24 protein-coding genes are annotated in these 21,540 nt (G+C 63.5%); 14 read left to right on the top strand and 10 right to left on the bottom strand.

What is annotated here, in order from left to right:
* Window positions 1-67 precede the first annotated feature (67 nt).
* On the top strand, window positions 68-1,396 hold the full coding sequence (locus B208_RS0109000) for an ATP-binding protein (RefSeq protein WP_007976622.1): 1,329 nt from the start codon (window positions 68-70) through the stop codon (window positions 1,394-1,396).
* Window positions 1,397-1,470: 74 nt separating this feature from the next.
* Window positions 1,471-2,289, top strand: coding sequence for an MBL fold metallo-hydrolase (locus B208_RS0108995; protein ID WP_007976623.1), 819 nt, complete (start codon window positions 1,471-1,473; stop codon window positions 2,287-2,289).
* Here the strand turns inward: B208_RS0108995 and B208_RS0108990 are convergent.
* The 4 genes from B208_RS0108990 to B208_RS0108975 all read right to left on the bottom strand — a co-directional run bounded on the left by B208_RS0108990 (window position 2,286) and on the right by B208_RS0108975 (window position 6,541).
* Window positions 2,286-3,656 (bottom strand): arylsulfotransferase family protein, encoded by a 1,371-nt coding sequence (locus B208_RS0108990; protein WP_232423762.1) that lies wholly within the window; start codon window positions 3,654-3,656, stop codon window positions 2,286-2,288. The genes B208_RS0108995 and B208_RS0108990 overlap by 4 nt on opposite strands.
* A gap of 68 nt (window positions 3,657-3,724) precedes the next feature.
* Window positions 3,725-4,828: a DUF5787 family protein gene (locus B208_RS24675; protein WP_018128828.1), complete on the bottom strand. Its 1,104-nt coding sequence runs from the start codon at window positions 4,826-4,828 to the stop codon at window positions 3,725-3,727.
* A 418-nt stretch (window positions 4,829-5,246) separates the two neighbouring features.
* Window positions 5,247-5,513: a hypothetical protein gene (locus B208_RS0108980; protein ID WP_007976626.1), complete on the bottom strand. Its 267-nt coding sequence runs from the start codon at window positions 5,511-5,513 to the stop codon at window positions 5,247-5,249.
* Between the two features lie 104 nt (window positions 5,514-5,617).
* Window positions 5,618-6,541 carry a winged helix-turn-helix domain-containing protein gene (locus tag B208_RS0108975; RefSeq protein ID WP_007976627.1) on the bottom strand — a complete coding sequence of 308 codons (924 nt, stop codon included), beginning with the start codon at window positions 6,539-6,541 and terminating at the stop codon, window positions 5,618-5,620.
* Window positions 6,542-6,687: 146 nt separating this feature from the next.
* Between B208_RS0108975 and B208_RS0108970 the strand changes: the two genes are divergently transcribed.
* The 11 genes from B208_RS0108970 (at window position 6,688) to B208_RS0108920 (ending at window position 13,520) form a co-directional block, all read left to right on the top strand.
* Window positions 6,688-7,926: a translation initiation factor IF-2 subunit gamma gene (locus B208_RS0108970; RefSeq protein ID WP_007976628.1), complete on the top strand. Its 1,239-nt coding sequence runs from the start codon at window positions 6,688-6,690 to the stop codon at window positions 7,924-7,926.
* A gap of 17 nt (window positions 7,927-7,943) precedes the next feature.
* Window positions 7,944-8,303: a PIN domain-containing protein gene (locus B208_RS0108965; RefSeq protein ID WP_171970521.1), complete on the top strand. Its 360-nt coding sequence runs from the start codon at window positions 7,944-7,946 to the stop codon at window positions 8,301-8,303.
* 1 nt (window position 8,304) lies between these two features.
* Window positions 8,305-8,877, top strand: coding sequence for a DNA-directed RNA polymerase (locus B208_RS0108960; protein WP_007976630.1), 573 nt, complete (start codon window positions 8,305-8,307; stop codon window positions 8,875-8,877).
* 2 nt (window positions 8,878-8,879) lie between these two features.
* Window positions 8,880-9,077 carry a transcription elongation factor subunit Spt4 gene (gene spt4, locus B208_RS0108955; protein ID WP_007976631.1) on the top strand — a complete coding sequence of 66 codons (198 nt, stop codon included), beginning with the start codon at window positions 8,880-8,882 and terminating at the stop codon, window positions 9,075-9,077.
* A 4-nt stretch (window positions 9,078-9,081) separates the two neighbouring features.
* The gene (locus B208_RS0108950) at window positions 9,082-9,633 is read left to right on the top strand and encodes a GTP-dependent dephospho-CoA kinase family protein (protein ID WP_007976633.1); all 552 of its coding nucleotides are present in this window, start codon (window positions 9,082-9,084) and stop codon (window positions 9,631-9,633) included.
* Window positions 9,634-9,681: 48 nt separating this feature from the next.
* The gene (locus tag B208_RS0108945) at window positions 9,682-10,338 is read left to right on the top strand and encodes a DUF7504 family protein (protein WP_018128826.1); all 657 of its coding nucleotides are present in this window, start codon (window positions 9,682-9,684) and stop codon (window positions 10,336-10,338) included.
* 77 nt (window positions 10,339-10,415) lie between these two features.
* Complete coding sequence (locus tag B208_RS0108940) at window positions 10,416-10,739, top strand: 30S ribosomal protein S24e (RefSeq protein WP_007976637.1); 324 nt, start codon at window positions 10,416-10,418, stop codon at window positions 10,737-10,739.
* On the top strand, window positions 10,739-10,873 hold the full coding sequence (locus tag B208_RS0108935) for a 30S ribosomal protein S27ae (protein WP_007976639.1): 135 nt from the start codon (window positions 10,739-10,741) through the stop codon (window positions 10,871-10,873). The genes B208_RS0108940 and B208_RS0108935 overlap by 1 nt, the downstream gene beginning before the upstream one ends.
* Entirely contained in the window at window positions 10,874-12,490 is a 1,617-nt protein-coding gene (locus tag B208_RS0108930; RefSeq protein WP_007976641.1) for a bifunctional N(6)-L-threonylcarbamoyladenine synthase/serine/threonine protein kinase, read from the top strand.
* Window positions 12,491-12,671: 181 nt separating this feature from the next.
* Window positions 12,672-12,944 carry a DUF5808 domain-containing protein gene (locus B208_RS0108925; RefSeq protein WP_007976643.1) on the top strand — a complete coding sequence of 91 codons (273 nt, stop codon included), beginning with the start codon at window positions 12,672-12,674 and terminating at the stop codon, window positions 12,942-12,944.
* Between the two features lie 39 nt (window positions 12,945-12,983).
* Window positions 12,984-13,520: an XTP/dITP diphosphatase gene (locus B208_RS0108920; RefSeq protein WP_007976645.1), complete on the top strand. Its 537-nt coding sequence runs from the start codon at window positions 12,984-12,986 to the stop codon at window positions 13,518-13,520.
* A 29-nt stretch (window positions 13,521-13,549) separates the two neighbouring features.
* Here B208_RS0108920 and B208_RS0108915 read toward each other — a convergent pair whose 3' ends face one another.
* Window positions 13,550-14,020, bottom strand: a complete 471-nt coding sequence (locus B208_RS0108915; protein ID WP_007976648.1) for a DUF7384 family protein — start codon at window positions 14,018-14,020, stop codon at window positions 13,550-13,552.
* Window positions 14,021-14,265: 245 nt separating this feature from the next.
* On the opposite strand from B208_RS0108915, the gene B208_RS0108905 reads away from it, so the two are divergent.
* Window positions 14,266-16,161, top strand: coding sequence for a PGF-CTERM sorting domain-containing protein (locus B208_RS0108905; protein ID WP_007976651.1), 1,896 nt, complete (start codon window positions 14,266-14,268; stop codon window positions 16,159-16,161).
* A 22-nt stretch (window positions 16,162-16,183) separates the two neighbouring features.
* Here B208_RS0108905 and B208_RS0108900 read toward each other — a convergent pair whose 3' ends face one another.
* The 5 genes from B208_RS0108900 to B208_RS0108880 form a co-directional block, all read right to left on the bottom strand.
* Window positions 16,184-16,684, bottom strand: coding sequence for a hypothetical protein (locus B208_RS0108900; protein WP_007976653.1), 501 nt, complete (start codon window positions 16,682-16,684; stop codon window positions 16,184-16,186).
* A gap of 93 nt (window positions 16,685-16,777) precedes the next feature.
* On the bottom strand, window positions 16,778-18,604 hold the full coding sequence (locus tag B208_RS0108895) for an LEA type 2 family protein (RefSeq protein ID WP_007976656.1): 1,827 nt from the start codon (window positions 18,602-18,604) through the stop codon (window positions 16,778-16,780).
* 213 nt (window positions 18,605-18,817) lie between these two features.
* Window positions 18,818-19,684: a dihydrodipicolinate synthase family protein gene (locus tag B208_RS0108890; protein WP_018128825.1), complete on the bottom strand. Its 867-nt coding sequence runs from the start codon at window positions 19,682-19,684 to the stop codon at window positions 18,818-18,820.
* Window positions 19,685-20,328: 644 nt separating this feature from the next.
* Window positions 20,329-20,988 (bottom strand): potassium channel family protein, encoded by a 660-nt coding sequence (locus tag B208_RS0108885; protein WP_007976660.1) that lies wholly within the window; start codon window positions 20,986-20,988, stop codon window positions 20,329-20,331.
* Between the two features lie 81 nt (window positions 20,989-21,069).
* On the bottom strand, window positions 21,070-21,528 hold the full coding sequence (locus tag B208_RS0108880; protein WP_232423761.1) for a hypothetical protein: 459 nt from the start codon (window positions 21,526-21,528) through the stop codon (window positions 21,070-21,072).
* Between the last annotated feature and the right edge of the window lie 12 nt (window positions 21,529-21,540).

The following is a 21,540-nucleotide window of genomic DNA, read 5'->3' as shown; positions in this document are numbered from 1 at the left end:
TCGAAACGCGTAGCGAGCGGAACGTCTCCGACGGCCTTAAGATTCTCCCGTGATTACCCACGGGAGAATGAACAGCGGGGCGCTGGACGTAATCGAGTTCTTGCTCACTGCACGGGTCTACAGTGAGAACCGAAATCTGGACGAAAACGACCTGCCGCCGAAGATTCGGCAGGTGTTCTGGCACGACGGAACGATAGAGCGACCGCTTCGGACGACCGTCGAGACGGCGCGCGAGGCGACCGGCCTCGACCAACCGTGGGACGCGATCTCCGAACTGATGTTCACCGACCGGGATACGTTCTCGGGAAGCATCGAACTCACCCAACAGGAGATGGCGGAAGAGTGGTTCGTGGACCGCGACGAGGAGCGAATCGCCGCGAACCCGACGCTCGCGTACGCGCTCTCCGACCGCGACGGCGTGGACGCGTCCTACGAGGCGGTGCGAGAAGCAAACCGGCCGGTCCAGTCCGACCGGGCGTGGATAGACAGCCTGCTCGAAGAGCACTTCGACGAGGACGAAGACGAGGACGGGGAGAGCATGCTCGACCTCGTGGACATCCACGCGCCCGAGGAGGTCGAACTGACGCTGGACGACCTCGTGCTCACGGAGGACCAAGAGGCCGAAATCCACAAAATCGTCAAGGCCATCGAGCACCGCGAGTATCTGGCCGAAATCGGGCTGCGCGAAATCGGGAAACTCCTCTTCGTCGGCCCGCCGGGAACCGCGAAAACCTCGACGGCGCGCGCGCTGGGGTACGACTTGGACCTCCCGTTCGTCGAAGTCAAACTGTCGATGATAACCAGCCAGTACCTCGGCGAGACGGCCAAAAACGTCGAGAAGGTGTTCGAGGTGGCGAAGCGACTCTCGCCGTGTATCCTCTTCATGGACGAGTTCGACTTCGTGGCGAAAACCCGTCGGAGCGACGAGCACGCGGCCATCAAACGCGCCGTCAACACCCTCCTCAAGAGCATCGACAACATCTCGCTCATCGAGGACGACGTGTTGCTCATCGGCGCGACCAACCACCCCGACCAACTCGACGCGGCGGCGTGGCGGCGCTTCGACGACATCCTGAACTTCCCGAAACCGGACGAGCAGATGCGCTCGGACATCCTTCGGGTCATCACCCGGCGGATGCGCATCGCCAACTTCGACCCCGACGAAATCGCGGAGATGACCGAGGGACTCACCGGGAGCGACCTTCGACTGGTCCTCCGCGAGGCCGTGCTCGAAGCCCTGACCGAGGAACGGACGGAACTCACGCAAGAGGACCTCCACTACGCGATTCAGGACTTCGAGGAGCGCGACCACCTGAAGGATATGGACATGATAGACGGCGACCACGACGCGCTGGTCGCCGGTGGGGACATCAGCGGTCACTCCCACGACCACTGACGGCGCGACGATTTTTCCTGCAACACCATCGCGGACCGCGACATTTAGCATCCGTCGCCGTGCATCTTGTACCGATGGAAGTCACCCTCCTCGGAACCGGCGATACGACGGGCACCCCGACGGTCGGATGCGACTGTGACACCTGCCGCGAGGCTCGGGACAGCGGTGTGGAGCGCTCGCGGTTCTCGGTCCACGTCCGCAACGAGGAGACGGACGAATCGCTCCTCATCGACGCCAGCCCGGATTTTCGCTCCCAGTTTCTCGACAACGACGTTTCGCTCCCCGACGAGGTGCTCATCACGCACATCCATTTCGACCACCTCGACGGGTTGGGGAACGCCTATCGACTGTTCGATTCCCTCCCCGTCCACGCGACGGACGAAACCGACCCGAAGACGGGCGAGAGCGTCGCCGACGCGATTCGAAACAAGTTCGACTACCTCGACCGCATCACGGTTCACGGCCACGCGCCGCTCGCGTCGTTTTCGGCGTGCGGGTTCGACGTGACCTTCGTTCCGGTCGAACACCCCCCGCTCGTCTGTTACGGCGTCGTCGTGGAGAAAGACGGTTCGAAACTCGCGCTGACGGGTGACACGGGCTATTCGATTCCGGACGCGTCTCGGGAGGCCCTGTCGGACGCCGACCTCTTTCTGGCCGACGCCATCGTCCCCGCGTCGCTCTGCGAGTACCACCCGGCGGGCGGCCGCCACCACACCGAGGACGGCGTTCCGCGCACCTTCGGGCACAAGCACATGACGCGCGAGGGTGCGCTCTCGCTGGCCGACGAACTGGACGCGTCGGAGACGCGATTGGTGCACGTGTCGCACTTCTATCCCGAAGAAGAGGCGTTCGAAGAGCCGTTGGCGGTGGACGGCGAACGGTATCTGATTTAGTCTCGATTCTCTCGGACCAATAGCGCCGCCGCGGCGAGCAGGCTGACGAGCGCGACGACGACGTTGAAGCCGGGGAGCGACGTGGCGGAGTTGCCGGAGTCGTCGTCCTGCACGCCCGCTCCGTCCGCGGTGGTCGTGTTCGCCGGTTTCTGCCCGTCGGCCCACCCGTCGATGGAGTTGAGGTAGGCGTTACACTGCTTCATCGACTCCGCGTCGTACTTCTGGGTGGCTCCCTTGAACGCGTAGCTTCCCGTGGCGTTCTGGTCGGCGATGGTCGGGCTTTCGGCCCGCTCGTCGGGGAGGCGCGCCACGTCGTAGACCAACCACGGCGTGTAGAACTCCCAGACGACCTTCCCCTTCGGGGTGACTTCCATCACCCGTTCGTGTTTCGAGTCGCCGACGAGGGTGTTGCCGTTCGACAGGCGGTCCGCGTCGCGTGGCCACGAGAGGTCGTCGCCCTTCCCGAGCGACCACGTTCGGTTCCATCCGTCGCCCTCCTTTTCGTACTCGACGATGCGGTTGTTCTCGGAGTCGGCGACGAGGAGCGTCGGGGTGCCGTCCTCGCTCTCCAAGTAGTCCGGGTTGTGTTGCTTGTCGAGGGTGTCCTTCTCCCCGTAGGAACCGAGTTGCATGTCGATGTTCCCCGTCGAGCGGTTGATGACGATGGCTTGGTCCAGATTGCGCGGCGAGGCGAGATACTCGCCGGGGCCGATTTTGTCCACGTCGTTGACGTGCGTCCAGTCTTTCGTGTAGTTCCCGCCCACGTCAGAGTCGTAGTGGTCCCGGAAGTACCAGCGCCAGACCACCTCGTCCTTCTGGAGGTCGTAGACGAAGATGCTGTCGTCGTTCCTGTTCTCTTCCTCGTTGTAGTTGCGCAGGTTGGCGACGAGTAGTTGCGTCCCGTTGTTGATGAGGTCGATGTCGTGGGTGTCCTCGATGGGCAACGTCTCCCTCCAGACGTGCTCTTGCGTTCGGGGGTTGAACTCGTAGACGACCGTCTTCCCCTGCGTCGTTCCCGTCACGAACAGGTTGCCGTTCGGCATCGGGTCCACGTCGTAGCCCCAGACCATGCCGTGGTCGCCGGTGTGGTGGACCCACTTCACGGTGCCGTCCGGTCCGATGCCGACGAGTTTCGCCTCTCGCTTTTGTCCCTTGTCCAGCCATGAGTAGCCCTGCACCGCGACGACGGTCGTTCCGTTCGCGGGGCGCTCGATGGTTCCGACGCAGGGATTCGAGGCGATGCTTCCTTGGTCGTTCGACTGGGCAGTGCGGTTCGACTGCGCGGCGAGCGTCGGTGCGAACAAGGAGAGACAGCACAGGAGTATCGCGCCGACGGCCAACGACTGCCGTCGGGAGGGCGTATGCATACACCCCCCTTCTTGACCGCGGTTCTTGTATGTTTACACTTCACACGCCCGGCAAAACGGATTGTATTTTACACGTCTCGGCCGAATCTGTCGAGTCCCGCCTGCCGACGTTGCCGCCCTGTCGGGTCAGCGACCCACGGCGTCCGAACGTCTCGCTCGGCATCGGTATCGACCGCCGGCGGGTCGGCGGGGTCGTGTCCCGGACAGTCTTCTCCACAGCGCGCGGGATCGACGACGCGGCCCTTCCAGCGACAGTACGGCACCGCGCCGCCCCGCGGTTCGATTTCGCCGCAGGCCGGAAAGTCGTACGTCCGCCAGCCCTTTCCGTAGGCGCGCTCGGCCATCCGCCGTCGCCGTTTCGCTTTCCCCTCCGCACTCGCCACGCGAACGTCCGTTCGCCCGACGCGCTCCTCGATGAGTTCCGTCCCCGCTTCGTCCGTGTCGAGTGGCGTCGGCTCTCGAATCACTTCGATTCTGCCGCTCCCCTTTCCCGCTTCGCCTTTTTTCCCTTCATTTCCTCTTTCTTCCACTTCATCTCCTCTTTCTCCCACTTCATCTCCTCTTTCTCCCACTTCGTCTCCTCTTTCTCCCACTTCGTCTCCATTTCCACTTCCCTCCTCTCCGCCGTGGAACCGCCAGACGCCGACCTCCTCGGGGATGCGGTTCAGGTGCGCGCCGGTGACGTAGCTCTCGGTCGCCAGAATCACCTCGTCCACGAGGCCGAGGCTCACGTCCTTGCGGAGTTGCGTTTCGAGGTCGCCGGGGTCCGCGAGGTCGGGTTTGTTCTCGATTCCCACCAGTCGCCCGAACCAGTCGGGATAGCGGGCGACCTGCCGGACGTACTCCCGGCCGCCCCGCCGCTCGCGCTCGAAGAAGCCGATTTCGACCGCTCGGTCCACCACTCCCCGGGCGTACTCCGGCGACGTGTCGAAGGCGTCGCGCCAGTAGCGCGCTTCCCCGACGCCCACGTCGCTCTCGATTGCCGCGTCGGGAATCCGTTCCGCCGAAATATCCGTCCGGGAGCCGAAATCCGGGCCGGGTTCGACGCACAGCACGTCGATGATGCGGTTCGAGGGTGCGTGGACGCCAGCGCCGACCTGCCGGGCGATAACGTCGTCGGTCGTCGCTTCCAGATGGGCGCACAACGCCAACTCGAACGGAAACTCTCGCACGACCCTCCAGAGGGATTCAGTCGGCAAAAAAGTCGCGGGAACAGGGATGTCGAGACGTGTTCTTCTTCGTTCGACTTCTCGATTGCCGAACCTACCACCGCGGCGCGTGCTGGCGGGACGACGCGGCCAGCGAGGTTTCTCCGAAACCTCCGGGTGGAGCGGTGGAACCGCGAGCACGCGGTGCTGTGCGGTTGCGGGCGGGCTTTCGAGGGCTGTCTCGTAGCGATTGCCATCACACCAAAATCATCGTTTGTTCGTAGCGAGCGTGGCGGGACGTTCGAAGTCTGTGCGGCCGAATCGCAACTACTGGGACTCTCAACTACGACATGGGGTGAACGTATTAGGGAGTGTTCGAAAATCCCATCCATCGAACCGAACGGGAAAGCGGAACGTCAGCGGGAAGATGGCGGCGAGCTATCTAGAGTCGAAACGCGGAGAGGGCCGCGGTCACGAGGCGGACGACGAGGAACGGAAGCGCGAATACGACGCCGATGCTGGCCGCCCAGCCGAGAAGCAGTATCGGGACGCCTGCCCCGAGCAACGCCGCGCCGTAGACGAACACGGTGCCGACCGCGAGGGCGCTTGCGACGCCGAGCGCGAGAATCGACAGGGTGGCGAGTGCTCGGCGAACGATGTCGTAGCCGGGAGTCGGTTCGGCGAGTCCGGGGGTGGTCTCGTACTTCATGGGTGCTCTCCTCGTTTGAACGGAGGGGAGCCACCGACAAAACTGTTAGCTGAAAAACACTTCTGTAGAATGCGCTACTGAAACGCGTTCCTGTGTGCGAACTGTCAGACGGCGCTTTTCGCGTCGGTTGAGGACGAGCGGGTGCGCTCGATTTCGACGACGGCCATGTCGCCGTCGAGGGTCACGTCGAGCGTCTCGTCGTCAAGCGGAATCGTGACGTGGACTCGCCACGGGTCCTCCGAGCGAATCGTGGTGTTCTCGTCCTCCACGCACCACGGGAGCGCCCAGAACGGCTTCGTGCAGAGGTCGATGCCGTGGTCGCTGTAGAACGTGACGACCCGCGATTGGTCGAGGAGCGACAGTCCGGCCGTCGAGTGGAGTTGGTGGTGACACTGCGCACACTCGTGGTCCACCCGGACCTTCGTGCCGAGGAGGTTCTCGGTGTCGCGGGTCACCGTCGTCTCCATCCGTCCGTTGCACTCCGGGCAGACGCCGTCGGCGGCGAGGCAGTGGAGGTGGCGCACGCGCTGGTTGAACGCGTCCATTATTTCGTCGTCCGTCCGGTCGTTCAGGCCGCCGGGCGGGAACGGGTAGTTGCCGTGGGCTTTGCCGCAGTCGGGGCAGGCGACGGTCAGGGTCTCCTCCTCGTAGGCCGCCCGGAGATGGGCGTCGCAGTCCACGCACGTCTCGTCGAGTTCGATGGGGTCGAGGTGGGGGTGTTCGTTGAACGACCCGGCCAGCACCGCGCTCACGACCTTCTTTCCGGCCTGTCGGAAGTCGTAGCCCGCGTCGGTTCGAACGACGAAGTGGTCGGTCAACTGCTTCAGGTGATAGTTGAACTGGGCGCTGTCGCGCATTCCAACCTCCTTGCGGAGTTCCGAGAAGCCGACCGGCCGCTCCGGGGCCTGCCAGAGCGCCTCCAGAATCGAGAGGCGCGTCTCGTTGGCGATGACCGAGAACGCCTCCGCCGGTGCGAGACAGTCCTCACACTCCTGTAATCCGGTGTCGCTGCCGGTATCGCTGCTCATGCTTGTACTATCGTCCGGAGGCGAATAAAACGTTACCTGAATTACAATTTTGTAACGTCCTTGTCAAGAACGCGGGCCATACGAGAACAGTAGGTTTATCAGTCGTTCGGGCCGAATCTACGACAAATTACTTCAGGAGGTCAACGTTGACAGGAACACACAACCAACCGGAGGTGAATATCGGACTCGTCGGCCACGTAGACCACGGAAAGACGACGCTCGTGCAGGCTCTTTCCGGAGAATGGACCGACCAGCACTCCGAGGAGATGAAACGGGGGATTTCCATTCGACTCGGATATGCGGACGCGACGTTCCGGCAGTGCCCGGACGTCGATGCGCCGGAGTGCTACACGGTAGACGAGACGTGCGCCGACGGTTCGGAAAGCGACCCAATTCGAACAGTATCGTTCGTGGACGCGCCCGGCCACGAAACGCTCATGGCGACCATGCTCTCGGGAGCGTCGCTGATGGACGGCGCGGTGCTCGTCGTCTCGGCCACGGAGAACGTCCCGCAGGCCCAGACGGAAGAACACCTGATGGCGCTCGACATCATCGGCATCGAGAACATCGTCATCGCACAGAACAAGATCGACCTGGTTAGTCCCGACCGCGCGCGACGTAACTACGAACAGATTCAGGAGTTCGTGGAGGGAACAGTCGCCGAAGACGCGCCGGTCGTCCCGATCAGCGCCCAACAGGAGGTCAACATCGACCTGCTGATTCAGGCCATCGAGGAGGAGATTCCGACGCCGGACCGCGACCCGAACGACGAGCCGCAGATGTACGTCGCTCGCAGTTTCGACATCAACCGTCCCGGAACGACGTGGGACGACCTCACCGGCGGCGTTCTCGGCGGCAGTCTCGTCCAGGGGAAACTCACCGAGGGCGACGAACTCGAACTTCGACCCGGCCGCGAAATCGACGAGGGCGGCCAGACGCAGTGGGAACCCATCCAGACCGACGTCCGCTCCCTCCAAGCGGGTGGCGAGATGGTGGACGAGGTGACGCCCGGCGGACTTCTCGGCGTCGGAACCGGTCTCGACCCGAGCCTCACCAAGGGCGACGCGCTCGCCGGACAGGTCGCGGGGACGCCCGGCAGCCTCCCGCCGACGTGGGAGCAGTTCACGATGAAAATCGACCTGCTCGACCGTCTCGTCGGCATGGACGAGCAGAACGTGGACGAAATCAGCACGGGCGAACCGCTCATGCTGACGGTCGGGACGGCGACGACGGTCGGTGCCGTCACCAGCGCGCGCGACGACGAGTGTGAAGTCTCGCTCAAGCGTCCCGTTTGCGCACCCGAAGGTGCTAAAATCGCCATCAACCGCCGTATCGGCGCTCGCTGGCGACTCATCGGCATCGGGACGCTTACGACCGAGAACTGATGGTTCCCACCGTCGTCATGGATACCAGTGCCCTCATGATGCCCGTCGAATCCGGCGTCAGGGTGTTCGACGAACTCGACCGGCTATTGGGTCGGTTCGAGTGCGTCGCGCCCCGCGCCGTTCTCGACGAACTCGACGGCCTATCACAGGGCAACGGAAAGGAGGCAACCGCGGCGAGTGTGGGTGCCGACTTGGCGACGCGCTGTCGAACCATCGACCACGAGGAATCGTACGCGGACGACGCGTTGGTCGAACTCGGTCCCGAGTTCGACTTCGTTGTCACGAACGACGCACCCCTTCGGACGCGCCTGCTCGACGCTGGCGTACCGGTAATTCATATAAGGGGGAAGAACAAACTCGCAATCACTCAACCATAGCATGTACAAACGGGCCAGATTGAAGGACACGGTCGAAGTACCTCCCCAGTTCCTCGCGGACGTTACGCCGGAACTGGTGAAGCGGCTACTACAGGACAAACTCGAAGGACGGATGGACGAGGACGTTGGCAGCGTCGTCAGCGTCACCGAAGTGCACGACATCGGCGAGGGCGCAGTGTTGCCCAACCGCCCCGGCGTCTACTACGAAGCGGAGTTCGACGCGTTGACGTTCGACCCGCAGATGCAGGAAGTCGTCGACGGCGAAGTCGTCGAAGTCGTCAACTTCGGGGCGTTCGTCGGTATCGGACCGGTGGACGGCCTGCTCCACGTCTCACAGATTTCGGACGAGTACCTCGCGTTCGACGAGGAGGGCCAAGCGCTCGCCTCCCGCGAGTCCAACCGCGCCCTCGGCGTCGGCGACTCGGTTCGAACGCGTATCGTCACGAAGAGCATCGACGAGCGCAACCCGCGCGAGAGCAAAATCGGTCTCACGGCAAAGCAGGTCGGCCTCGGAAAGCACGGCTGGCTGAAAGAAGACCGACAGAAACGCCACGCGACGACGGAGAGTGAATAACCATGGCAAGCAACCGACTCGCCTGCCGCGATTGTCACGCCGTCGTCGAAGCGGACGAGGAAATTTGTCCCATCTGCAACTCCACCAGCCTCACCGAGGACTGGAGCGGCTACGTCTCCATCGCCCACCCCGAGAAGAGCGAAATCGGGCAGGAGATGGAAGTCACGAAGCCGGGGAGCTACGCACTGAAAGTCAGATAGACTCGTGACCGAAACCGTCGTCTCGCTCCCGCGCGCGTTGCGCGGCGAGTTAAAGGAGCCACTCGGACCGATTTTCACCGACGCGGAGCGACTGCTCGAAACAGCCGAGACGCCCATCGTCGCGGTCGGCGACGTCGTTACCTATCACCTCGAATCGGCGGGCGTCACGCCGGACGTCGCGCTCGTCGATGGCATCACGAAACGCGAGCGCGTCGCCCCCGAAGTGCGCGAGGCGGTCAGCGACGACGCCCGACGCGTGACGGTCGAGAACCCGGCGGGCGTCCTCACGGACGACCTCCTCACGGCCCTTGTCGCGGCCATCGAGGCGGCCGACCCGATGGTCCTCGTCGTGGAGGGCGAGGAGGACCTCGCGGCGCTTCCCGCTGTTCTCGCGGTCCCGACGGGTGCGAGCGTCGTCTACGGGCAACCCGATGAAGGAATGGTGCTGGCGCGGGTTTCACCCGAGTTGCAGGCCGAGGTCGCCGACTTGTTGGCTCGAATGGACGGCGAGACGGACCGACTGTTCTCGCTCGTCGGCTACACGGACTGTCGCTAGCTAGCAAGCCGAAACGGTTTATGGGATGACTCTCACTATTGTATCACGATGGATGGGCGTGAAACTGACGAGGTGGTTGCGACCGAGTTCGCTCGGACGCTCCAGCAGTTAAAGCTGCAGGGGTGTAACCTCCTCCTGGTCGGTTCCGTCCCGGACGCCGTGCTGTCGGCGGCGAGCCGGAAACTGTTCGGCGACCCGGACGAGCGGCGGTTCCGGGTCGCGGTCCTGTCCGGGACGCCCAGAACGACGGTGTACGAACGGCTCCCGGAGACGACGCTCGGCGAAACTGCGACCGTTATTGAACACGACACGGACGCGATGCCGCCGCACGTTCGATCCCCGGTCGTTCACGTCGAGTCGGGTGTCCGCGAACTCACCTGCTCTATCTCGGAGGCGATAACGTCGTTCGACGTTCCGGGCGGTTTCCGACCGGGGGAACTTCGTTTCGGCCTCGACTCGCTGGCGTCGATGTTGACGCGCTACGACCCGACGCTCGTTCGGCAGTTCCTCGGCATCGTCGGCGGGCAAGTCCGCGGCGCGAACGGGATGGGACACTACGTCCTTCCGCGGCCGTACGACCACGAACTCGTGGGTACCCTCGCGCCGCTGTTCGACGGAATCGTCGAATACCGGGTCGATGCGGGGCGAGAGGAGCGGTGGCACTTCCCCAATCGGGACCTTCGCTCGCCGTGGCTCCCGCTGTGATTCCGTCGGTGGAATCGCCCACTTCGAAATCCTTTTACACGCTTCGGGGAGAAGAACACTATAACTGAGTGTTACACATGGAAGTCGAAATCCTCTCACAGGAGCAAAACCCAATGCTCCACCGGACTGAAGTGCGGTTCCAGATCGTTCACGACGAGGCAACGCCGTCGCGTCTCTCCGTCCGCGACAGCCTCGCGGCGAAACTCGACAAGAACGCCGACGAAGTAGTCGTTCACGAGATGAACACCAAGTTCGGCATGCGCAAGACCGTCGGCTACGCAAAGGTCTACGACAGCTCCGAACACGCCCGAGACATCGAGCAGGACTACATGCTCGAACGCAACAAGATCACGGCCGACTCCGAAGGCGAGGCGGAACCGGAAGCCGAGGAGGCTGAATAATGCCGCGACACGAACTCTACAACGACGACGGTACGACCGAGCGCGAGCAGTGCCCGCGCTGTGGCGACTCGTTCCTCGCGGACCACGGCGACCGGCTTCACTGCGGCAAGTGCAGCTACACCGAGTGGAAGTAAATGCGAATTCTCGGCGTCGAAGGGACCGCGTGGGCGGCCAGCGCGGCTCTCTTCGATTCTGAGACGGATGCAGTTTTTATCGAAACTGACGCCTATCAACCCGAGAGCGGCGGCATTCATCCGCGTGAAGCCGCGGAACACATGAGCGATGCGATTCCGCGCGTCATCGAGACGACGTTGAACGAGGCGGCCGGGGACATCGACGCCGATGACCGAAGCTCATCGAGCAAACGGGTGTCGCCCGTTGACGCCGTTGCCTTCTCGCGGGGACCGGGACTCGGCCCGTGTCTGCGCATCGTCGGGACGGCAGCGCGAGCCCTGTCGCAATCGTTGGACGTGCCGCTCGTCGGCGTGAATCACATGGTCGCCCACCTCGAAATCGGGCGGCAACGCTCGGGCTTCGACTCCCCGGTCTGTCTGAACGCGAGCGGTGCCAACGCCCACGTCTTGGGCTACCGAAACGGTCGGTACCGCGTCCTCGGCGAGACGATGGACACGGGCGTCGGCAACGCCATCGACAAGTTCACCCGCCACGTCGGGTGGTCCCATCCCGGCGGGCCGAAGGTCGAGCAAGCCGCGAAGGACGGCGAGTACATCGACCTGCCCTACGTCGTGAAGGGGATGGACTTCTCGTTTTCGGGCATCATGAGCGCGGCGAAGCAGGCCGTGGACGACGGCCACGCCGTCGAAGACGTCTGCTTCTCGCTGCAGGAGAACATCTTCGCCATGCTGACGGAGGTGGCCGAACGCGCCCTCTCGCTGACCGATCGGGACGAACTCGTCCTCGGCGGCGGCGTGGGGAACAACGCGCGCCTCCGCGAGATGCTCGCCGAGATGTGCGAGCAACGCGGCGCGGAATTCTACGCCCCGGAACCGCGCTTTTTGAGCGACAACGCCGGGATGATAGCCGTCCTCGGCGCGGAGATGCTGGCGGCGGGCGATACGATTCCGGTCGCGGACTCGGCCGTGGACTCGAACTTCCGCCCCGACCAGGTGTCCGTCACGTGGCGCGGGAGGGAAGCCGACGCCTTCCGTTCCGACGAGGCCGACGAGGTTCGCGGCGCGGAAGCGACGGTGGACATCGGCCCGGAGCGCGTGGAAAAATGTCGGACGCCGAAATCTTACCGCCACCCGACGCTCGACGCGACGCTTCGAAAGGAGCGGACGACGCTCGAAGCGCGTCTCACCAGCGACGCGCGGCGTGCGGGCGTCCCGACGCCGGTCGTCTACGACGTCGACCTCGCGGAGTCGGCCATCGAGTTCGAGCACGTCGGCGACGCCGACCTCCGGGACGAAGTCACCGCCGACCGGGTGCGCGACGTGGGTCGGCACCTCGGAACCCTTCACCGAAACGGCATCGTCCACGGCGACCCGACGACGCGGAACCTCCGCTGTTCCGCCGACCGCACCTACGTCATCGACTTCGGCTTGGGCTACTACTCGGACGACGTGGAGGACTACGCGATGGACCTGCACGTCTTCAGCCAGAGCCTCGCCGGAACCGCCGACGACGCCGCGGAACTCCAGCGCGCCTTCGAATCGTCCTACGAGGAGGCGGGCGACGATGCGGTGCTCGACCAACTGCGCGAAATCGAAGGCCGCGGTCGGTATCAGTAGCGCCGGTTTTCGCGCCGAAACTTCCCGCGTCTGATTTCCCTTCGCAATTACCGTCCCGTTGTGTCCGTCTTCATCGCTGTCTGCCTCGATTCTCTCCGTTGGCGAACGCACCGTAGCGTCCGCGCAACCCTTCCAATCCAATGCCCCAAATGCTATAATAGGTGCGGCCCATGGCTATCACATGTCCGACAAGGAAACCTCCGGCACGCTCTTCGGTGTCCCGTACAACTTCGAACGACCCAGCATGGGCCGAATGCTCTCGGCCTACTGGAAGCCCGGCGAGGGAATGTTGGTCGAAAAGCCGTTCGGCATCGGTTACACGCTCAACCTCGCCAACTGGCGCTCGTGGGTCATCCTCGCCGTCGCCGGACTCATGTTCTGGATGGAGAGCAACAAGGCCTCCGAGACGGAATCCGAAAACGAGCCCGTCGAAGTCATCGTCGACGACGACTGATTCGACGCTTCTTTTTCCCCGCGCGACTCTCTCTCGCGTATGATTCGGTTCGTCACCGGAAACGAGGGTAAGGTCCGCGAGGCGCGCGAGTATCTGAACGACGACGTTCGCCAAATCGACTACGACTACACGGAGGTGCAGAGCGACGACCTCGCCGAAATCGCGCTCCACGGCGCGCGCGAGGCGTTCGAGGAGACGGGCGGCGAGGAACCCATCGTCGTGGACGACGCGGGCCTGTTCATCGATGCCGTCGGCGGTTTCCCGGGACCCTACTCGGCCTACGTCGAGGACACGCTCGGCGTCGAGCGCGTCTGGCAACTCGCCGAGCGCGAGGAGAACCGCCGCGCGCACTTCCGCTGCGTCGTCGCCTACTACGACGGCGAGAACGCGGAGACCTTCTCCGGCGCGGTTCCGGGGACGCTCGTCGCGCCGCGCGGCGACGGCGGGTTCGGCTACGACCCCATCTTCGAACACGAGGGCAAGACGCTCGCCGAGATGAGCACGGAAGAGAAGAACGCCATCTCACACCGCGGGCGCGCGCTGGCGAAGTTCGCGGACTGGTTGGCAGAGCAGTAACGAACCCGTTCTCTTCCGGCCGACGTGAGTTATTCCCGAGCGTCTTCGTCCGGGCCGGGGTACTCTCCGCCCACTACCACGTCGTACAGGCTTTCGGGGTCGAACAGGGTCACGAACCCGTCGGGGCGCTTCACGCTGACCGGAATCCGGCCTTGGAGCGCGCTCCCGGTCTTCGCGCTCCGCAACGAATCGTCGTAGGAGAGGATGTGCGCCGCGTTTCCGGCGTGAGCGCTGGCGAGCGCGGGGTGGTCGCCGGGCGTCTGTTCGACGCGGATTCGGAGGTCCTCGATCCGTTCGCGCCAGTCGCTTGCGAGGTCGTCGTTCGCCAGTTCGCGGATGACGGCTTCGGCGTCGGAAAGGAGGTCGTCGCTGGCGACGAGTTCGACCCACGAGTGGCCGCGCACGATGTCCATCGCGTCGCGGGCGTCGCCGCCGACTAACACGTCCGCCGCCAACACGTCCGCATCGACCGCGAGGCGGGCGGGATGCGGGTCACTCATCGCGTCGCTCCGCGAGCGTTTCCCGAATCGTTTCGACGTCGGTTTCGGCCCCTGCCACCCGCTCGAACAGTTCTCGCCACGTCATGATTCGACGTGAGGTCCCGAACGGGAAAACTGGTGTGGGTCCCTCCGTGATACTTCTCCGTCGAATCATATCGGATATCCTAATTCACGAGAAGCGGTGCCATACCGCAACGATTCGGCATAGCAGAAGTATTTTAACACTTCCACAGAATGATATCTTCATGGTACGGAACATATCGAAGTACACCGTCCTCGCCCTCGTGCAGGTACTGGTGTTACTCATTGCCCCCGTTGCGGCGACCGGACCGACTACCGGGCCGCAGTCCCCCCAGCAACGAACGCTCTCCAACAGTGCCGACCCCGCCGATTCCATCTACGTGATGGAGAACGGCGACGCGGTTCTCGCCTACAACAATTCGAATTCGGGGAACGGCACCATGGAGTTCGGAGCGAACGTGACGAGCGGTCTCGTTCACATCCTCGCCACCGACGAAACCGAGTCGGACATGGACGCCGCGGCGTCGCTCGTGATGACGCCGGACGGCTACAGCGGAAACGGGTCGCTCACCGCCAACCGCCCCGACTCGATTTCCGACCTCACGCTCGACGTCAACAGCAAGCAAAACGAGCAGACGTCGACGGGCGACCTCTCGCTCGACGCGACGTTCGACAGCGGTTCCTCGCTGTCCATGCTCAACTCCGTGAACACCGAGGGTCACGTGACGGTCACCGCCGACTCGTTCAGCACGAAGGGGTCGGGAACGGTGTCCTCGGCCATGGCGGCGGGTGCCGACAAAAAACTGAAATACGACCTCCGCGAGACGGAGAACGGCTTCGTCCTGAAGGGCACCCAAAGCGGTGCGATTTCGCCGTACATGTCCAGTTCGTGGGACAGCCGTGAGAACGCGAAGGAACACTTGAAATCCCAGTACGCCTCCGTTGCGACGCAAAACGGCGGCTCCGCGACGGTGACCATCGACAGCTACGAGTACGACGAATCGGGCGTCAAGCCGACGCTCGACATCCAGTACCACGTCGAGTTCACCGGCCTCAAGGACGCCATCGCACAGTCAATCGCACAGAGCCTGAAGTCCTCACAGCAGGTTTCGCTCTCCGACGAGGAGATAGACTCCCTCTCCGAGGACATCAAGAAGATGCGGATCGACCACGTGACGTTCGGACTGAACCAGCACGACGGTACGATGAAGCTCAGCTGGGACGTCGAGGTAGATAACTACGATTCCGCCGCCCTCGCCGCGCTCGAAGTGGCGGGGAACACGAACGCGTCGTCGATGAACGGCCAGAACATCGACCGAATGAAAAAGACGCTCGAAGCACAGCAGGCGGCGAACCTCGAACAGACGGTCGAGTGGTCCGCCGAAGCGACCCACCCCTCCTCGGAAACGACCACCGTGACGGCCGAGGTCCACTACGACAGCAAGAACTGGAAGGAGTACGTTCAGGAGCTGAAGGACCGTGACATCGAACTGGGACGCTCGTCGGTGACGCTCCACGCCGAGTCGAACGGCGACGAGGTGACCGCGCGCGGCTCCGTCGAGATGAAACAGAAGGAGATGCTCTCGAAGGTGACCGACTCGATGCTCTCCTCGTTCGGGTCCTCGAAAGCGACCTCCGGCGGGACGGAACTGGTGAAGGCGTTCCGAAGTAGCGACTTCCAGTCCGCTCGCATGGACGTGGACGTCGAGTCCGGGACCGTCACCCTCGAAGGTGGCGCGAAGTTCGACAACATGACCGCCTTCGCGGACGTGCTCGGCGACTCCTACGGCGACACGGAGGTCGCCAGCATCGTCGGTCGGACGAACAACGACACGACGACGACCTACGTCCGCGTGACGGGTCTCGTCGATGAGAACGCCACGAAGGAAGACGTTCGCGCGCTCGCCGTCGCCAACGCCGACACCGAGATTCACATGCCCGGCGAGTGGGACCGCGAGTTCCCCTCGATGGACACCGAAGACGCCGCGACGTATCTCGGCGTGCAGCAGGCGAACGGAAAGGAAACGAAGTCCGCGAGCGAATCCGGTCAGCCCGGTTTCGGCGTCGGAATTGCAGTCGTCGCCCTCGCCGGTGTGGCGCTGCTCGCGCGCCGCGACTGATTCGACTCCCGACTGAACGAAACTACGTCCGCTTTTTCCGGCTGCTTGCGTCCCACGTTCCCTCGTTGCTACGGATTCGTATCTTCGAGTTCGAGTAGCTGGCTCGCACGCGGTCACCGACTTGCGCCCGATTGAAATCGTCGCGTCCCGTCGGCGCGGTGTAGCACCCGACCGAATCCGAACCACTCGACCAGTCCGGGCTACACACGCCCACGACGTAGCCGAGGCTCTCGTACTCGTCGCGCAAGCGGTCGTCGAACGTCTCCGAAATCCGCAATCGCTTCGGATCGGGGAACCGCTGGACCCACCGTTCGGCGACGCTGACGACGGGGTCGTCGGCCAACTCGCTCAACTCCACGCTGACGACCGTCTCGTCGCGTAATCCCCCGTTCTGCCGCCGCGTTCCCGTTATTTGCTTCTTCTCGACGTAGCCGCCGACGGCGGCGAGCGCGGAACAGCCAGCGAGAGCCCCACCGGCGGCGCACGCCGAGATGGTTGTTAACACGTCTCGCCTCGAAAGCATACGAATACCTCGACCGTCGACAACTAATAAATTATGTCAGATTGTACCATGGGTTCGGGCACAACCGAACGCACGAAATAAAATCGGGTATCCTCAGGCCGACGCGTTGCCGAGGACGTTCGTTCGCACCGTCTTCCGGTAGTTGAGCGAGTCGAGAGCGATTCGCTGCGTGTGGCCGCGATATTCGACGACGACGTAGTAGCTGACTTCGAGCGTACTCTCCTCGCCGCGGCGGAGGTGGGTTTTCCACCACGGGCCGAGTTTCGCGTTGTCGAGCGCCACCGTGTCCTGAATCGTCGTCTCGCTGTGCGGACTGATTTCGACGTTCTTCGCCGTCGATTCGTCCGAGAGGACGATGCCGTTCATCGTTATCCGGGAGCCGATTTCGACGACGCGAACGGACTCGCTCCGGTCGTTTTTCACCGTCGCCGACGCCTCGATGGGCGTTTCGTCCATCGTCGCGTGGCCCCAGTCCGCCCGTATGTCCTCGATGCGTCCGATCGGTCGTCCCGCGACCGAGAACGTCTGACTCGACTCCGAGTCAACCGGCCCGAGCATGTCAGTTCGGATGGTTCCGCGGTCGGCCTTCCCGCCGACGGGGAGGCGGGCGAATCCGGCATCGACCGTCACATCGCGCTCGACCACGCGGTCGGTCTTCTCGCCGTTATTGACGTGGGTGGCCCACCACCGTTGTATCTTCTCGTCTGTGATCTCTCCGGTGAGATTGATCTCGGTCTTCCCCGGTCCGATATCCCGGGTCGTCTTACCGTCGACCAGCGGCACGTCGTTCATCAGCACGCGGTATTTCGCATCGACCGAAAGGTGTTCGGCGAACACCGACCCCGGTTCGTTCGGGTTGGTCACGGTCGCGTGGGTTCGAACGCCGGTGTTCCCCTCGTCGGGGACGACCCACTCGCTTTGAACCGACTGGAGTTCCGGCGGGGCGAACGACTGCGCTTCGTTCCGTGGCACGACCTTCGTCGTCGTCTTGCCGCCGCCGAGCACGTCGGTCGTGAACACGATGCGCTTGCTCATGAACGGGAGTCCGACCTTCCGAGTCGTCCCGTTCTCGTGGACGACCGCGTAGAACTGCACGTCCATCGTCGTCTTCTCGCCGTGCTCGATGTGGCTCTGCCACCACTCCGGTAGCTTGCCGTTGTCGAACGTCGAATCGATGCCGAACGAGGTCGTCCGGCCGGGTTCGACGTGCACTTCGCCGTCGGTCGTTCCGTCGGCGACGGTCACGTTGTTCATCGTGATGGTGTAGCCGAGTTCCGAGAAGACGACCTCGCCGCTGGTCGGATTCTCGACGGTCGCGTTGACGTTCAGGGGCGTCGTCTCCGTCGTCGCGTGCCCCCACGACGCTTCCGTCTTCGTGACCCGAAGGATTTCCCGATTTCCGGCGGTCATCGTCCGCGCTTTGCTACTGTCGAACGCGCTCAGCAGGTCGGTTTCGAAGGCTCGCTTCTCCGCGGGCAGGTCCTTCGAGAACATGGGGACGCTGATGGACGGTCGGATGCTGACCGTCGTCTTCTCGCCGTTGTTGATGTGGGTCGCCCACCACGCCGGTATCTTTCGATTGTCCATGCGGGTCGTCATCGACACCGTCGATTGTCCGGATGGCAGGCCGAGGTTCTCGACCGTTCCCGTGGCGACCGTCACCTCGTTCATCCCGACTTCGTAATCGAGGTCCGCCACCTTCGGTACGCCGACCGAACTGGGGTTGTTCACCGCGATGTCCGTTCGAATTTCCGTCGTTTTGGCGGTGACGGCGCCCCAGTCGGTCTGGACGTTCTCGACGGTCGGTTGGCCGACCGTCACGATTCCGGACGTGAGCGCGACGCCGACCCCGCCCGCCGTCACGACGAAGAGGGTCAACACGGCCACGACCAGTTTTCCGATGAGGCTACGAACCGCCATCGTCGTTCGCTTCCTGTGATGTATCTTTTGATATACAGTTCATTATGGGGTCAATTCGCACCCACCACCAAGTAAGTTTACCTGTAACTATCCACAGGAGGCGAAACTGTTGTCCTTATCCACTCATTTATCTGTCTGTTTGTTCTCTGACTCTCCCTCCGGAAACTGTCGTCACACGTACCGAATCGCCCGGCGTGAAACCTCGCTTCGCGGTCAGCGCTCGGCGGCGCGGACGAGTTCGACGACTTCCGCCCGAACCTCCTCAGAGGCGGGGCGATGCGGGCGTCGCGGCTCCCCGGCGGGTGCTCCGCGTTCGCGCATCGCCGCCTTGGCTCCGGGGACGCCGTGTTCGCTCGTGACCGCCCGATTCAACTCGACGAGACTGGCGTTCAACCGCCGCGCCTGTCCGTCGTGACCGCCTCGGTGAAGCCGGTAGATTTCGCTGGCACGCTCGGGTGCGACGCTCGCCAATGCGAGGACGCCGCCGTCGGCACCGGCGTCGAGTCCGGCGGCGTAGACGCTCCCGCTCCCGACGAGGAGGTCGAAATCGTCGTCCTCCGTGCGAGCGCGTTCCCGCTGGAGTCGCGTCAGGTTCCCGCTCGAATCCTTCATCCCGGCGACGTTCTCGTGTCCGGCGAGTTCGCCGACTGATTCGGGCGACAGGAAGACGTTGGTGTACGCCGGAACGCTGTAGAGGTATACGGGGAGCGGACTCTCGTTGGCCACCGAGCGATAGTACTCGACCATCGTGTCCTCGTCGTGGCCGTAGTAAAACGGCGTGACGACGAGCGCGGCGTCGGCACCCGCTTCCGCCGCGAGGGTCGTCTGGCGGAGCGTTTCGCGGAATCCGGGGTGGCCGGTTCCGGCGAGAACCGGCACGTCGGCCTCTTCCGCGACGATTTCGACCACGCGAGCGCGTTCCTCGACGCTCATCAGTTCGGCCTCGCTGTTCGACCCGCAGGGGACGATGAAATCGACGCCCCGTTCTTCGACCCACGCGACGAGTTCCCGGAGGTCGTCCTCTTGCAGGGCACCCTCCCCGTCGAACGGCGTCAACAGTGGCACACCAGTTCCGTGCATGGCTATCACCTCTCGCGGCGACCGTATGAATTCGAGGGTCGCGGTAGAGGCATACGGCCGTCTGACGCGGTTTTAAGTTATCACCGAACCCATCCGCGAACGGGCGCGCACAACACCCTCTCTCCCATCCTCCCACTCCGCGCGCCCGGCACACACCACCCACACCCACCCTGCACCCCGCTCTCCCACACCCTCCGCTCGGCACTCCCCCCTTTCGTCTGACGCGATGTTTCCCGTCGTAGGCAGTACCTTCGCCGTCGTAGCCGCGTCCTGATTGGGGCAAATGGTTCCTGTCCCCCGGACAAACGGCACATAACAAAGAGGTGTCCGGCCATTCGTACAGTTGCGCCCGACGGCTCGGGCGCGAAGCGTGTCGCAGTCTCGCGGTGGGTCTCCCGGCGGGGCCGGGGGCTCTGGCGACGGGTTGGCTTCCCGTTACAGTGTCACCAACCCCCCCACGAAAGTTCTCGTCCCGGACGACCCTAGAACCCCGCGCTGCCCAATCGTTTTTCGCTTCGTTGATAATCTCCCGTCGAGCGGTGTCGCCGTGGATGGCGGGTCACCGATGGTCGCGTCTCTTCCGCTCGGATAGGTCCGCTCCTCGGACAGTCACGCTGCTCGAAAACGGATACGTCGAACGTCCCTCAAGCGGTCGCCTGCAGCCGTTCGCGCACGTCCGGGAGCGCGTCCCGGGCGGCGATGAGCGCCACGCGGTCACCGCCTTCGATTTTGGTTCCCGGTAGCGGAATCGTCATCCGCTCTCGGTCACGGCCATGGGCGTAAATCCGTGCGTCGGTCGGCAACTCCACGGCGTGCACCCGCGTTCCGACGAGCGGCGATTCGCTCGGAATCGTCATCGTCGTCAACTGTAGGTTCTCGGTCAGGTCGGCGATGACGTCGAAGTCGCCGCCGAGCAGCGCCGTTTTCGCACCCGCCGCTCCCAGTCGCTCGGGGTATATCACTTCGTCCACGTCGTCCGCGTACTTGTGATAGATGTCCTCCCGGTAGTCCTCGTCGATGCGCATGACGGTCCGACAGCCGTGGTGTTTGCCGACCATGCAGGCCGCGAAGTTGACGTTCAGGTCTCCCGTCAACCCCGCGATGGCGTCCGCGGTATCGAGACCCGCGTCCACCAGAGCGTCTTCTTTCACCCCGTCTCCCTCCGTGACGGTGAATCCCTTGTCACGCGCCCGTTCCACCCTGTCCGGGTCGTCGTCGACGATAACGACTTCGTGCCCTTCTTCGGTCAGAACCCGGGCGGTTCGGAGTCCCACGCGACCGGACCCGACGATAATAAATCGCATGGGAATGAATGGCACGGCAGGGGCAAAAACGTTGGTGTCAGAGATGTGAATAGAGGAGTTCTCTCGGAGTGAAAGCAACTGCTAACGAACTGAATTCGAAGAAAGTCTAGGCCGGGATTCTAGCCACGTGGTTAAATCCTGCTCGTCCGTGGTGCTTAATACCGTATGGCCAAGCGCGAACGAATCCGGGTACTGAAAGAACGCATCCGGGATGGGGGTGCTGCCAATTACTATGACAACCCGCGATACGCAGATGACACCATCAGCGACGATGACGCCGCCACGCTGCTCACCGTCTCCGACCAGTTCGACCTTCACGACTACAGCGACAACCGCCACGAGAAGCTCCTGCGCCACCTCGTCCGCGTTGCCGAGAAGGTCGGCGGACTGACCGACGCCCTCGACGACCGCGAAGCTGCCGAGGCCCTTGTCCGTTGGATCAATCTGGAATACGATAATCCTCGCACGAAGTGTGACTACCGACTCGCTATCCGCGCCATGGGTAAGCACGCCTTCGACGCGGTACGCACGGCGAACCACCGGAGTCCATCG

Source organism: Haladaptatus paucihalophilus DX253 (genome assembly GCF_000376445.1).
GTDB lineage: Archaea > Halobacteriota > Halobacteria > Halobacteriales > Haladaptataceae > Haladaptatus > Haladaptatus paucihalophilus.
Note: the sequence above shows the minus strand (reverse complement) of the source record. Positions and strands in the feature narration are given on the sequence as shown.